This is a genomic window from Rothia sp. HMSC066G02 (assembly GCF_001813145.1).
Classification (GTDB): Bacteria; Actinomycetota; Actinomycetes; order Actinomycetales; family Micrococcaceae; genus Rothia.
This window is the reverse complement of the sequence record NZ_KV811583.1, coordinates 241,853-255,757: the sequence shown is the minus strand read 5'-3', so window position 1 is coordinate 255,757 and position 13,905 is coordinate 241,853. Positions and strand designations below refer to the sequence as shown.

Here is a 13,905-nt window from a genome sequence, read left to right as displayed (position 1 = left end):
GGGACGAGGCGACCGGCCAGTTCTACCTGCACATCTTCTTCAAGGAACAGCCCGACCTGAACTGGGAGAACGAGAAGGTTCGCGAGGACCTGTACTCCATGGTTCGCTGGTGGCTGGACAAGGGCGTTGACGGCTTCCGCCTGGACGCTATCAACATCATCTCCAAGCCCGAGGGCTTCCCGGATGATCCCTCCACCGACTTTGAGAAGCACACTTCCTCGATTCCGTTCGTTATCTCTAACGGCACCATGGTGCACCCGTGGATGAAGGAGCTCACCCGCGAGACCTTCAGCCGCTACGACGTGATGACCGTGGGCGAGACCAGCGCAACCAGCCCCGAGGACGCTAAGCTGTGGGCTGGCTACCACACCGGTGAGCTGAACATGATCTTCCACTTCGATCACATGGGCGTGGATAACGACCCGAACGGCTCCCTGGGCGGCAAGTGGTCCTACGCGCCGTACAAGCTGACCGAGCTCAAGCGCATCCTGAACGACTGGCAGACCACCCTGGAGGGTAACGCCTGGGGTTCGCTGTACTGGAACAACCACGACCAGCCGCGCGTGGTCTCCCGTTTCGGTAACGATTCGGATGAGTTCCGCACCCTGTCCGCTAAGCAGCTGGCGACCACCCTGCACTTCATGCAGGGCACCCCGTACATTTACCAGGGTGAAGAAATTGGCATGACCAACGTGAAGTTCGATTCGATTGAGAACTACCGCGATGGTGACTCGATCCGCTTCTACGAGGACATGCACGTGGACCACAAGCGTCTGAGCCACGAAGAGGCGATGCAAGCGATCTACATCAAGGGCCGCGACAACGCTCGTACCCCGGTTCAGTGGGATGCTTCCGCTAACGGCGGTTTCAGCCCCGAGGGTGTTACCCCGTGGATTGCTGTGAACCCGAACTACCCGGCGATTAACGCTGAGGCTGTTCTGGCGGATGAGGATTCGATCTTCTACCACTACCAGCAGCTGGTGGCTCTGCGCCGCGGCAAGCTGAAGGATCTGATGGTTTATGCGTCCTTCGCTCCGGTGGATTCGGTTCAGGTTCCGCACAACGAGGATGAGGCTGTGTACGCGTACACCCGTACCGGTGGTGCGGATGGCAGCCCCGCGAACGAGTCTTTGCTTGTTGTTTCGAACTTCACTGCCGAGGAGCAGGAGCGCGACTTCGCTGTGCTTTCTGAGGCTCGTGAGGCTGGCGCTCGTGTTGAGCTGGTGAGCTCGAACTACAAGGACGATGCGGGTTCGACCCTGCGCCCCTACGAGGCGAAGGTGTACCACATCGTACGCTAAGCGCTGTAGCTCGTTGAGTGCTACCGCGTGCCGATAAGGTGAATAGACAGTAGAAGGAGGGTGAGGCTTATGCCCCCGCCCTCCTTTTGCTGTCTTTCTTGTTGTCTTCTTGGTTGTCCCAGCGTGCTTTCTTGGCTCTAATTATCTGGCGAACACGAGCTGCAGGATTGGCACGGCGAGCGCAATCATTCCCACGCTGACGACCGCCCCGGCGGCAATGACGGGGGCTGCGGTGCCTTCGTGCCGGTAGTGTGTTTCGAGGATTACGATGTTGGCGGCTGGCGGCAGGACCGCAAGGATGAAGAGCACCTGCGGATGCGCCAGCAGCTGGTCGAAGTGCACGCCCGCCGTATCGTGTGCCCAGCGGGCGAACGCGAGCACGCCGACGCTGTAGACGCTCACGAGTACAGCGCGGAGGAGAGCCCATCCGGTAGCTCGGGTCAAATCGGTGCGGTGCAGTTTGGCGGCACCGAGCCACATGCCCAGAACGATCATTCCGATAAAGCTGAAAACCCAGGTCAGTACCCGGTAGAAGCCCGCCCCGTGCTGGCTCAGGAAGGGGCCGGCGGGTAGGCAGAGCAGACCCACTGCCACGGCGATAACGGGCGGGCTGGTACGCAGACCCCGCAGCACCGTGCGGAGGGTTCCGCCACGGCTCCTAGTGGCTCGTGTATCCGGTGCATTGCCCTCCCCTGCCTCGGCATCTGTCTTGAATCCACTGCGTAGTAGCGAGGTGCCCAGGATATTGCCCATGATGGAGTTGCCGATGTACGCGCCAATGTACACGCGCACGGCTTCTTCACCCCAGAATCCGGCAACCACGGGGATGCCGAAGAGTCCCGCGTTCAGGTAGACGAAGGCGAGCTTCTGCACGGGGTCGCCGGTGATGCGCCCGGCACAGAGCACGCCGAGGAGCATCAGCACCATGGTGGAGGCGGCGACAAAGAACAGCTCGGGGCGGCTAGTGGCGACGGTGTAGATGATGACGGCAGGGATAATCCAGCGGGTCAGCAGGGTTGAGGCGCCTTCTTTGAGGCGGGTGCTCCAGCGTTCGGGCAGCAGTAGCGCAAGTCCCAGGCCTAGACCTAGGTAGATGAGTGGGAGGAGGATTCCCATGCTCGTTCCTTTCGCTGTTGCTCTGCTGTTTTTGCCGCGATGGGGCGTGTCTAATAACCCTACCCTGAACCTTCAAGTTGAGGTTGATTATTTTTTCTCTGCTCTTTTCGGATTTTTCGCGTCATATTGCATCATATTCCGCTAAATCCTCGTTTTTTATGCGGTTCGCTTCTAGTCTTGAAATATAGAAAGAATATGTCCTCACCGTATTCTTTCAATCTATCGCCGACACTCATTTTCTCGCATCATTAGACGCGCTGTTGTTTCTTCTCATGCGAGGTTATACGCTCAGGAGCCCGCAATGCAGCAACCGTATCTTTCTTCTCCTCCCGAATCTGGAGGCGTCCCCCACCGCTCCGCAAAGAACCCCGCGAATGCGCAGGGGCAGCACGCCGGTGTGCATATTCCGTGGCGCTCTTCTGCGGCTCCCTCAGCCTCGAATGTTTCGACCGTGGTAGCTGAACCTGTCGCCGTTGATAATGCGCCTGTAGCGCCTATGAGCGGTCCTGAACGTACGTTTAGGGTCCCGCACCCGGTGCTGAGTGCTATCTCATGGCTGATTGCGGCTGCGAGCGCTGCGTGGCTTGTGATTCTGGGCGTCTCTTTGGCGTTGAATGTCGCCTCGGGGGTGAGCCACGATTCTGAGTTCATGATGCTAACCTACGGCGTGTACATGGCGTGCGCATTTGGATTCTGCTGTTTTGGCACGTTTTTTGCTCTGCATTTTGGGTTGGGGTCGAGCGCTCATTGGCGTGATTCGATTCGTCACCCGAACCACCCGCACTAAACCGTTTTATTTCTTGGTGTAGTTTTTTAGGGCATTTATTTGGAGTGCGTTTTTATTTAGACTCGCAGTTTAAATAAATAGACGATTTTTTATAAATTCAAAAAAATATCCGCCCAGAAATTTTCTACATGTTCTTACGCAAGAAGCCGCCCGGCGCATCCACAACAGGATGCACCGGGCGGCTTACTTATAAGCTAAAAGTCTGGGGTTGGACGCTGCGCGGCAGAGCGTTCCGCCACTGGGAATTCTTTAGAACAGTTTGCGTCATCTGCAGGGGTGGGAAAACTGACGAAAAACTCATAGAGGGAGGATTCATGCTCTTGCTTTTGATTATGCTCGTTATCAGATTTTGACATCTTTAGCTCCTCCTTATGACGTCAGTTTAGTACTCTTGCACTTGTCAGACGAAGCATATATAAGCACATTATATTTCGTTCTTCCCTGGCACCTGTAACGTACATACGCACATAGAAGCCGCCCGGCGCATCCACAAACGGATGCACCGGGCGGCTCCTTCACGGGCTCCCAGCTACAAAGCTAGGTAGCCCAAAGCGGGATTACTCCCACTCAATGGTTCCCGGGGGCTTGGAGGTAACGTCCAGCACCACTCGGTTAACGTCCTTGACCTCGTTGGTAATACGGTTCGAGATCTTAGCCAGCAGGTCGTACGGCAGGCGCGACCAGTCAGCGGTCATTGCGTCTTCCGAAGAGACCGGGCGCAGAACAATCGGGTGGCCGTAAGTACGGCCGTCACCCTGAACGCCCACGGAACGAACGCCAGCCAGCAGAACCACGGGGCACTGCCAGATGTGCTCATCCTGACCTGCTGCGGTCAGCTCTTCACGCACGATAGCGTCAGCGGCACGCAGGGTCTCCAGGTTCTCGCGATTAACCTCGCCGACAATGCGGATGCCCAGGCCGGGGCCGGGGAACGGCTGACGTGCCACGATCTTCTCGGGAACGCCGAGCTCACGACCGATAGCGCGAACCTCGTCCTTGAACAGGGTGCGCAGCGGCTCAACCAGTTCGAAGGTCAGGTCGTCGGGAAGGCCACCCACGTTGTGGTGGCTCTTAATGTTTGCGGTGCCGTCGCCGCCGCCGGACTCGACAACGTCCGGGTACAGGGTGCCCTGAACCAGGAACTTGATGTCTGCGCCCTCTTCGCCAGCCTCGGCAATCAGCTTGCGCTGTGCCTCTTCGAAGGAGCGGATGAACTCGCGGCCGATAGCCTTACGCTTTGCCTCGGGCTCGGTGACGCCCTCGAGTGCGGAGAGGAAACGCTCCGACTCGTCAATGGTGATGACCTTAATGCCCATGGATGCTGCGTAGTCCTGCTCGACCTGTTCGCGCTCGCCTTCACGGAGCAGACCGTGGTCGATGAAGAAGCAGGTGAGCTGGTCTCCGACAGCCTTGTGCACGAGTGCAGCTGCCACGGAGGAGTCAACGCCGCCGGAGAGCGCGCAGATGACGCGGTCGCTACCGACCTGCTCGCGGATCTTTGCGACCTGCTCCTCAATAATGTTGTTGGTGGACCAGGTGGGCTTCAGGCCTGCCACATTGTAGAGGAAGTTCTCCAGGGCGACCTGGCCGTAGTCGGAGTGCTTCACCTCGGGGTGCCACTGCACGCCGCCGAGCTTACGGGACTCGTCCACGAATGCTGCCACGGATGCGCCGGGGGTCGTTGCCAGCACCTCGAAGCCTTCGGGGGCTTCGGTCACGGAGTCACCGTGAGACATCCACACGTTCTGGGTGGTGGGGGTGCCGGTCAGGAAGGAGGAGTTCTCAGCGCAGATCACAGCGTCGGTTGCGCCGTATTCGCGCAGACCGGTCTGGGCGACGGTGCCGCCGAGGGTCTGGGCCATGACCTGGAAGCCGTAGCAGATACCGAAGATCGGCACGCCAGCTTCAAACAGGGCCTTGTCACCCTTGGGGGCGCCATCGGCGTAGACCGAGGAGGGGCCACCGGAGAGCACGATGGCTGCCGGGTTCTTGGCGAGCATCTTCTCAGTGCTCATGGAGTGGGGGACGATTTCGGAGTAGATGCCGGCCTCACGCACGCGACGAGCAATGAGCTGTGCGTACTGTGCACCGTAATCTACCACCAGGACGGGACGCTCTTCGAGCTGGTCCAGGTTCACAGAGTTGGTCACGAAAATTACCTCAACGTGTTGGTACTAATCCGCGCACTTGCGCGGGGATATATCTATTTTACGCTATCGCTGTACGCCGCCGACGGTACGTAGCCGCTCCCCCATCCCGGGGTGCCGCTACATGCTCTAACGGGAGTAGAGCGTGCGTATAGAAAGCACCGCCCGGCGACCGGCAGACCACAAACCTGCCAACCGCCAAGCGGTGATTCATGAAGCTACCTTAGCCGCGGTACGCGGGAACCACGGTCAGGTCAGCCTTCTGGAACTTCTTCAGATCCAGGTAACCGCAGTTAGCCATTGCGCGCTTGAGCGCACCGACAATGTTGCTGGTGCCGTTCACGTGGTGCGAAGGACCGTACAGGACTTCCTCCAGGGAGCCGACAACACCCAGCGGGGTGCGCACGCCGCGCGGGAAGTCCAGCGAGTGCGCCTCGTTGCCCCAGTACCAGCCCTGGCCGGGAGCCTCGGATGCGCGAGCCAGCGGAGCACCCAGCATGACAGCGTCAGCGCCCAGTGCGAGAGCCTTCACCATGTCGCCGGAGCGGCCCAGGGAGCCGTCAGCAATCACGTGCACGTAGCGGCCGCCGGACTCATCCAGGTAGTCCGAACGTGCCGCAGCCACGTCGGCGATAGCGGTTGCCATGGGTGCGGAGATGCCCAGGCCCTGGCGGGTGGTCTGTGCGGAACCGCCGCCGAAGCCCACCAGCACGCCGGCTGCGCCGGTACGCATCAGGTGCTTAGCCTGCGAGTAGCCAGCAACGCCACCAACGATGACCGGAACGTCCAGCTCGTAGATGAACTTCTTCAGGTTCAGCGGCTCGTGCGAGGTGGAAATATGCTCAGCAGAGACGGACGCGCCACGGATGACGAACAGCTCAACGCCCGCCTTCACCACGGTCTCGTAGTGCTCCTGGGTGTTCTGCGGGCTCAGGGAGCCTGCAACGACCACGCCGGAGTCACGAATCTCTTCCAGGCGTGCAGTGATCAGTTCCGGCTTAATCGGCTCGGAGTAAATCTGCTGCATGCGGGTGGTTGCGGAGGCAGGGTCCGCCTCGGGCAGCTCGACAATCTCGTCAAGCAGCGGCTGCGGGTCCTCGTAGCGGGTCCACAGGCCCTCGAGGTTCAGCACGCCCAGGCCACCCAGCTTACCCAGTGCAATGGCAGTCGCCGGGGACATGACCGAGTCCATGGGCGCACCAATGATGGGGGTGTCGAACTTGAAGGCGTCAATCTGCCAGGAGGTGTCGACGTCGCGGCGGTCGCGGGTACGGCGGGTAGGCACCAGCGCCACATCGTCCAGGGAGTAGGTGGGGCGGGCGTTCTTGGAGAGGCCAATCTGAATTTCAGACATGGGGTGAATCCTTTCGAATTCGGTTTGAGGGGTGCCGCTGGGCGTTATTCGCGCCGATGCCCGCCCGATACCTGAACGGGTATAGGGCGGGCTCAACGGCGCATGGTGTGCACACCATGCGGCGAATCATCGTTGGTGAGGCGTTTTAGCGGCGGTAGTTCGGTGCCTCAACGGTCATCATGATGTCGTGCGGGTGCGATTCCTTCAGACCTGCGGGGGTGATGCGCACGAACTGACCCTTGTACTTGAGCTCCTCGATGGTGCGGGAACCGACGTAGAACATGGTCTGGCGCAGGCCGCCTTCGAGCTGGTGAATCACTGCGGAGAGCGGGCCGCGGAAGGGAACCTGACCCTCAATACCCTCGGGGATCAGCTTCTCTTCGCTGGAGACGTCAGCCTGGAAGTAGCGGTCCTTGGAGAAGGACTTGTGGCGGCCGCGGGTCTGCATTGCGCCCAGCGAACCCATGCCGCGGTATGCCTTGTACTGCTTACCGTTCATGAAGATCAGCTCACCGGGGGACTCGGTGGTACCGGCCAGCAGGGAGCCGAGCATCACGGAGTCAGCGCCTGCAACCAGTGCCTTGCCGATCTCGCCGGAGTGCTGCATACCGCCGTCAGCGATCAGCGGCACGCCTGCCGGGATTGCCGCCTTAGCGGACTCGTTGATAGCGGTCACCTGGGGAACGCCAACACCGGCGATGATGCGGGTGGTGCAGATGGAGCCGGGGCCAACGCCAACCTTCACGCCGTCAGCGCCAGCGTCGATGATAGCCTGTGCGCCCAGGCGGGTTGCAGCCTGGCCACCGATGACGTCCACGTGTGCTGCGGCGGGGTCCTTCTTCAGGCGGGCAATCATGTCGAGCACGCCCTGGGAGTGACCGTTTGCGGTGTCCACGAACAGTGCGTCGACGCCAGCCTCGACCAGGGTCATTGCGCGCTCGTAGCCGTCACCGAAGAAGCCGATAGCGGCGCCGGCACGCAGGCGGCCGTCCTCGTCCTTGGTGGCGTTGGGGTACTGCTCAGTCTTGACGAAGTCCTTGAGGGTAATCAGACCGGCGAGCTTGCCTGCGTCGTCGACCAGGGGCAGACGCTCAATCTTGTTGTGGGACAGCAGCGCGAATGCTTCGTCCTTGGTGACGCTGGGGTGTGCGGTGACCAGCGGCATGGGGGTCATGATGTCGCGAACGCGAATGCCGTCGTAGTCGGAGCGGGAGATGTAGCGGATATCGCGGTTGGTGATGATGCCTTCCAACACGCCCTCTTCGCTGACGACGGGCAGACCGGAGACCTTGTAGTAGCCGCAGACCTCATCGTACTCGGCGATGGTTGCGTCAGCGCCGATGGTGACGGGGTTAATGATCATGCCGGACTCGGAGCGCTTCACGCGGTCAACGTGTGCAGCCTGATCCTCGATGGAGAGGTTGCGGTGGATAACGCCCATACCGCCCAGACGTGCCATAGCGATTGCCATAGCGGAGTCGGTCACGGTGTCCATTGCCGCGGAAATAATGGGGGTGTTCAGGGTGATGCGCTTGGACAGGCGGGTGGAGGTGTCCGCATCGGAGGGGATGACGTCGGTGTTGCCGGGCAGCAGCAGCACGTCATCGTAGGTCAGGCCGGTGAAGCCGAAGGGATCCTCGGACAGAGCGGTGGGAATGGTCATTGTCTACCTTTCGGATGCTGGCTTCATCGGTGAGAAGCTCAGCCTATACGTTGCGTATGTCAAGATGCGGTACGACCCGTCTGCTCGCACCCCACAAGGTGGTTTGAGCGCAAACGGGAGCAGCTTACCTTCTATAGTAAACCGCTAGAGGTTTCTTTGCTGAGAAGCACTCAGAGTAAGCATTCCTCAGCGGGAGGCTGTCGGCAGGTTCTAACGCCCCCGCGAACGCGAGCGCATCCGAGCCTACCGACAGCGAGTGCCCGGTACCGCCTCCATGGTGGAGGGGCGGCACCGGGCACACACACTATTTAGGCTTCTTCAGTTTCTTCGGGCTTCTCAACCACCAGGGTCTCGGTGGTCAGCACCAGAGCCGCGATGGAGGATGCGTTCTGCAGAGCCGAACGGGTCACCTTCACCGGGTCAATCACGCCGGCTTCGATGAGGTCCACGTACTCGCCGGTCTTGGCGTTGAAGCCGTGGCCCACGGGCAGCTCGGAGACCTTGGAGACGATGACGTAGCCGTCTTCGCCCGCGTTCTCAGCGATCCAGCGCAGCGGCTGAACCAGGGCACGGCGAACAATCTGTACACCCACGTTTGCGTCGTGGTTGCCCAGGTCCATGCCGTCCAGTGCCTTCAGCGCGTGAACCAGTGCGGAACCGCCACCGGAGACGATGCCCTCTTCCAGGGCTGCACGGGTGGAGGACACAGCATCCTCGATGCGGTGCTTGCGTTCCTTCGCCTCAACCTCGGTTGCGGCACCGACCTTGATGACGCCCACGCCACCGGCGAGCTTAGCCAGGCGCTCCTTGAGCTTCTCGCGGTCCCATTCGGAATCCACACGCTCAATTTCACGGCGCAGCTGCTGCACGCGGTCCTCGATTGCCTCGGGGTCGCCGCCACCGTCCACGATGGTGGTGTGGGACTTGGTGACGGTCACGCGGCGTGCCGAGCCCAGGTGCTCCAGGGTGACCTGCGGCAGGTCAATGCCGAGCTCACCGGTCACGACGGTGCCGCCGGTCAGAATTGCCAAATCCTGCATGATTGCCTTGCGGCGGTCACCGAAACCGGGAGCCTTCAGAGCGACCACATTGATGGTGCCGCGCAGCTTGTTCACGACCAGTGCGGAGAGCGCCTCACCGTCAACGTCTTCTGCGATGATGGTCAGCGGCTTCTTCGCCTGAACGATCTTCTCGAGCACGGGCATGATTTCTGCGATGGTGGAAATCTTGCCCTGGTAGAGCAGCACGAGGCTGTTCTCCAGCACTGCTTCGCCGCGCTCAGCGTCGGTGACGAAGGAGGGCGAGAGGTAGCCTTTGTCGAACTGCATACCTTCGGTGATGTCCAGTTCGATTTCGGTGGAGGAGCCGTCTTCGATGGTGATGACGCCGTCCTGGCCGACCTTCTCGAAGGCGCGAGCCAGCAGCTCACCGATCTGCTCGGACTGCGCGGAGATAGCGGCAACGTGCGCCACCTCGGGGCCCTGCACGGGGCGTGCGTTCTCGAGCAGGCGTGCGGAAACAGCCTCCACAGCAGCCTCAATGCCGCGCTTGACGTCGGCGGGTGCCGCGCCGCTGGTAACATTGCGCAGGCCCTCGTTGACCAGTGCCTGTGCGAGCACGGTTGCGGTGGTGGTGCCGTCACCGGCTACGTCGTTGGTCTTGGTGGCGACTTCCTTCGCCAGCTGGGCGCCCAGATTTTCGTACGGGTCGTCCAGTTCAATTTCGCGAGCAATGGACACGCCGTCGTTGGTGATGACGGGTGCACCCCACTGCTTGTCGAGCACAACGTTGCGCCCGCGCGGGCCGAGGGTTACCTTGACCGCGTTTGCCAGCTTATCGACGCCAGCCTGCAGGGACTTGCGGGCGGCATCGTTGAATTCAAGCTGCTTAGCCATGTGTTCGCTACTCCTAGTGCGTCACAGAAAGGAAATTTTTAAGGGGCAGATGATAGCTCATGCGCCGTACCGGATGAGCGGTACGGCGCATGAGCATCTGAAAGTATTAGTCGACGATTGCCAGAACGTCGCGTGCGGAGAGAATCAGGTACTCTTCGCCCTGGTACTTAACCTCGGTGCCACCGTAGCGGGAGAACACGACAACGTCGCCTTCCTTGATGTCTACGGGAATGCGGTTGCCCTTCTCATCCACGCGGCCCGGGCCAACGGCGACAACGCGTGCTTCCTGCGGCTTTTCCTTCGCAGTTTCGGGGATGACCAGACCGGATGCGGTGGTCTGCTCAGCCTGCTCGATCTTGATAACGACGCGGTCTTCCAGGGGCTTGATAGCCATAATCGGTTCCTCCGGGTTGTGGATTTACGTTTGATGCGAGACAGCGGCGCAGTGGCGCGCCCGATGACTGTCTCGAGTGCTACCTCAACTCTAGTTTCACCTGTGCTTTCGGTCAAGAAAAGCACCCCTCTGCCGGGGTGTTTCACCGCAAGGCGAACGCTGAGCAAAAAGCTGGGCAAATCGGGCTCCCCACCTCTCAAAACCGGCACCCCGTAAAATGAGGAGCATGCCTATTCCCGCATCCCCTTTTACACCCGCCGCCGAGCTTCCGTTCAGCGCCGAAGCACTCGCGGCAGCCGACGAGCTCTACCCGCTGGGTTCAGATACGCTCAGCGCCGTTACTTCTTTGCGTTCGCGAGGTTTTAGCCCCGAGGAGTCTGCACAGATTATTTCGCTGGCGCAGGCTCGTACCCGTGCGCGCGCCAAGTTCGGCGAGCGCGCCCGCACGCTCATGATCACTCAGGAGGCGGCGGAGCAGGCAACCCGCCCGGTGATTGCGCACTATCGTGCTCAGCGTCTGCGCCCGGTTACCGGCACGGTGGCTGATTTGGGGTGCGGTATCGCCTCGGATTCTGCCGTGTATGCGGCAGATCGCGGTGCCGTGGTTGCGGTGGAGCTGGACCCGCTGACGGCTTCTTTTGCGGCGAAGAACCTAGAGTTTTGCCCGCAGGCGCGCGTGTATTCGGGGGATGTGACCGATTATGCGCACGGTGAGCTTTTGGACGCAGCCGGTGAGCCGGTGGGCATTGTGTGGATGGACCCGGCACGCCGCGAGTTGCGGGGCGCGAAGAAGGCTCAGACGGAGCGTCTTTTTGATCCGGAGGCGTTCTCTCCCCCGTTCTCGTTCGTGCTGAATCTGGCTCGTACGGGCGTGCCGATGGGCGTGAAGTTGGGCCCCGGTTTTCCGCATGAGGGCATCCCCTCACCCGAAGATATTGCGTCGGAGGCGAACCCCAACCCGCGCGTTGAGGCGGAGTGGATCCAGTCGGAGGGTTCCCTCGCCGAGTTGGTGCTCTGGTTTAACGCGCTGGCTCAGGAGGGGGTGGCTCGCACGGCGACCTCGGTGCGTGAGCTGCCTGCGGAAAAAGTCGACCTCGGTGAAAGCTCCCATGAAGGCTCCAACGACGCCCGTTCCCTGCTGCCTCCCTACGAGGCGGTGAGCTTCCGTAGCCCCCTGACGGCGGAAGAGGCGCAGCAGAGCGTTGAAGTTCCGGCGTCCTTGCCGCAGCCGGGTGAATACCTGTTGGAGCCTGCCCCGGCGATTGTGCGCTCGCATCTGGTCGCTGAGTTTGCGCAGAGTATTGGCGCGCATCTGCTGGATGAGCACCTGGCGTACCTGTGTTCTGCCGAGCCGGTGGAGCATCCGCTGGTTGCCTGCTACGAGGTGCTGGAGGAGATTCCCCTGCAGGAGAAGCAGCTGAAGCATTGGGTGCGTGAGCAGGGCTTTACGGCGCTGACTATTAAGAAGCGTGGCGTGGATATTGTTCCGGAGCAGTTGCGGGCGCGACTACTGGGTTCTGCGGGTTCTAAGCCTTCCAAGAAGAAACAGAAAAAGAACGCTAATTCTTCTTCAGGTGCACAGGCGGGTACCCAGGAGTCCTCGTACCGTCCGGCAACGCTGGTCTTTACCCGCATCGGTTCGGGTAGGGATTCACGACGCGTCGGCTGGCACGTGCGCCCGCTCCAACCTCGCCAGCCCTAACTAACCAGCCTTGACTACTCAACCCTGGCTACCCAACCCTGACTGCCCAGCCCCGAGGACAGGTTACCGTTCTTAACGATTCGTGACGTTTCCCGTTCCGGATTCTGCCCCCGACAGGGCACCGGGCACCGCAAGACCGTACACTAGATACGGTACCTGATAAAGATACGGTGCCTAGTAGAGGTACTCCCCGCGAAAGCCAGCTCTCACCAGCTAGCGCACGACCGGGTAGAGCCCACCGATAATATCTTCCACAGTCGGCACCATGCACGACCCTATTTCCAGACGCAGGAAAGGCAATATGATCGACTTTGCTACCTCCCCGCAGTCCACTCTCGGCGTGGAATGGGAGATTGCGCTTATCGACCGTGAAAGCGGCGCACTGACCCAGCGCGCCAGCGAGGTGCTATCCATCCTGCGCGAGCGCCACCCCGAACTGCTCGAGCCCGCCTCCGACCGGGCGCACGTGACCGGGGAGTTCCTGGAGAACACCGTCGAGGTGGTGACCGGCATCTGCCGTACCGTCGCTGAGGCGTGCCGTCAGCTGCAGGATTTGGCGGATACCCTGCGTGACATCACCGATGGGCTCGGCATTGAGTTCTACTCCGCCGGCACTCACCCCTTCTCCCATTGGGCTGACCAGCCGGTTGTGGCGAAGGAACGCTACCAGCGTGTGGTCGAGCGCGCCCAGTATTGGGGTCGCCACATGGTCATTTACGGTGTGCACGTGCACGTGGGCATTGACTCCCGCAATAAGGTTCTGCCGCTCATTGACGCGCTGACCAACTACGGTCCGCATCTGCTGGCGCTTTCGTGTTCTTCCCCCTACTGGGATGGAATCGATACCGGTTACGCTTCGCACCGCACCCAGCTTTACCAGCAGCTGCCCACGAACGGTCTGCCCTTCCACTTTGATACCTGGGAGCAGTACAGCGACTACCTGGAGTCGCTCGTGGCGACCGACGTGATCAACGATCCGAGCGAGGACCGTTGGGATGTTCGCCCGGTTCCGCGTTACGGCACCATTGAGATGCGCTATTGCGACGGTCTCGCCTCCCTGCCGGACGTTGCGGCGATCGTGGCGTTCACGCAGTGCCTGGTGGAGTACTTCTCCCGCCGTATTGAGGCGGGTGAAAGCGTTGAGGTGCTCGCCCCCTGGCACGCGCAGGAGAATAAGTGGCGCGTTGCCCGCTACGGCCTGGAGGCTAAGATCGTGGTCTCCAACGAGCCGGCACAGCGTACTCTGCGTGAAGATTTTGAGCTGCTTCTGCCCAAGCTGGAGCCGGTGGCACGCGACCTTGACTGCGAGGTAGAGCTGGCGCAGGTACGCCGCATCCTCGCCGAGGGTACGGGTGCGGATCGTCAGCGTGCGGTCTTTGAGAAGACCGGCTCTCTGCGTGAGGTGGCGCTGGATGTTGCTGCGCAGTCTCGTGCGCGAGCGTTGCGTTAGAGCCCCCCCCCCGCAGCTAAAGTTTGAATACAGAAAATGCCTCGGCGCAGTCCTTTGCGAGACTGTGCCGAGGCATTTCTATGAGCATTCTCGAGG

The 13,905-nt window shown here is 60.9% G+C and carries 11 protein-coding genes; 4 read left to right on the top strand and 7 right to left on the bottom strand.

The window, feature by feature from the left end; translation table 11 throughout:
- The coding region (locus tag HMPREF2894_RS02130) for an alpha-amylase family glycosyl hydrolase (protein ID WP_070677613.1) at window positions 1–1,301 on the top strand (1,301 nt) is incomplete at its 5' end.
- 141 nt (window positions 1,302–1,442) lie between these two features.
- On the opposite strand, the gene HMPREF2894_RS02125 is transcribed toward HMPREF2894_RS02130, so the two are convergent.
- Window positions 1,443–2,417 carry an AEC family transporter gene (locus HMPREF2894_RS02125; protein ID WP_070677610.1) on the bottom strand — a complete coding sequence of 325 codons (975 nt, stop codon included), beginning with the start codon at window positions 2,415–2,417 and terminating at the stop codon, window positions 1,443–1,445.
- Window positions 2,418–2,718: 301 nt separating this feature from the next.
- On the opposite strand from HMPREF2894_RS02125, the gene HMPREF2894_RS08995 reads away from it, so the two are divergent.
- On the top strand, window positions 2,719–3,204 hold the full coding sequence (locus HMPREF2894_RS08995) for a hypothetical protein (protein ID WP_141754520.1): 486 nt from the start codon (window positions 2,719–2,721) through the stop codon (window positions 3,202–3,204).
- 194 nt (window positions 3,205–3,398) lie between these two features.
- Here the strand turns inward: HMPREF2894_RS08995 and HMPREF2894_RS09075 are convergent, their stop codons facing one another.
- The 6 genes from HMPREF2894_RS09075 to groES form a co-directional block, all read right to left on the bottom strand.
- Window positions 3,399–3,560: a hypothetical protein gene (locus tag HMPREF2894_RS09075; RefSeq protein ID WP_161799354.1), complete on the bottom strand. Its 162-nt coding sequence runs from the start codon at window positions 3,558–3,560 to the stop codon at window positions 3,399–3,401.
- A gap of 201 nt (window positions 3,561–3,761) precedes the next feature.
- On the bottom strand, window positions 3,762–5,354 hold the full coding sequence (gene guaA, locus HMPREF2894_RS02115; RefSeq protein ID WP_012903093.1) for a glutamine-hydrolyzing GMP synthase: 1,593 nt from the start codon (window positions 5,352–5,354) through the stop codon (window positions 3,762–3,764).
- Window positions 5,355–5,574: 220 nt separating this feature from the next.
- Window positions 5,575–6,705 carry a GuaB3 family IMP dehydrogenase-related protein gene (locus HMPREF2894_RS02110; RefSeq protein ID WP_005505070.1) on the bottom strand — a complete coding sequence of 377 codons (1,131 nt, stop codon included), beginning with the start codon at window positions 6,703–6,705 and terminating at the stop codon, window positions 5,575–5,577.
- A gap of 145 nt (window positions 6,706–6,850) precedes the next feature.
- Window positions 6,851–8,368 carry an IMP dehydrogenase gene (gene guaB, locus HMPREF2894_RS02105; protein WP_049341812.1) on the bottom strand — a complete coding sequence of 506 codons (1,518 nt, stop codon included), beginning with the start codon at window positions 8,366–8,368 and terminating at the stop codon, window positions 6,851–6,853.
- A gap of 308 nt (window positions 8,369–8,676) precedes the next feature.
- Window positions 8,677–10,263, bottom strand: coding sequence for a chaperonin GroEL (gene groL, locus HMPREF2894_RS02100; protein WP_049341811.1), 1,587 nt, complete (start codon window positions 10,261–10,263; stop codon window positions 8,677–8,679).
- Window positions 10,264–10,369: 106 nt separating this feature from the next.
- Window positions 10,370–10,657 carry a co-chaperone GroES gene (gene groES / locus HMPREF2894_RS02095; RefSeq protein WP_005505066.1) on the bottom strand — a complete coding sequence of 96 codons (288 nt, stop codon included), beginning with the start codon at window positions 10,655–10,657 and terminating at the stop codon, window positions 10,370–10,372.
- 226 nt (window positions 10,658–10,883) lie between these two features.
- On the opposite strand from groES, the gene HMPREF2894_RS02090 reads away from it, so the two are divergent.
- Both HMPREF2894_RS02090 and HMPREF2894_RS02085 read left to right on the top strand, forming a co-directional pair.
- Complete coding sequence (locus tag HMPREF2894_RS02090) at window positions 10,884–12,359, top strand: class I SAM-dependent methyltransferase (protein WP_239662368.1); 1,476 nt, start codon at window positions 10,884–10,886, stop codon at window positions 12,357–12,359.
- A gap of 301 nt (window positions 12,360–12,660) precedes the next feature.
- Window positions 12,661–13,809, top strand: a complete 1,149-nt coding sequence (locus HMPREF2894_RS02085) for a glutamate--cysteine ligase (protein WP_070677607.1) — start codon at window positions 12,661–12,663, stop codon at window positions 13,807–13,809.
- Window positions 13,810–13,905: the final 96 nt, after the last annotated feature.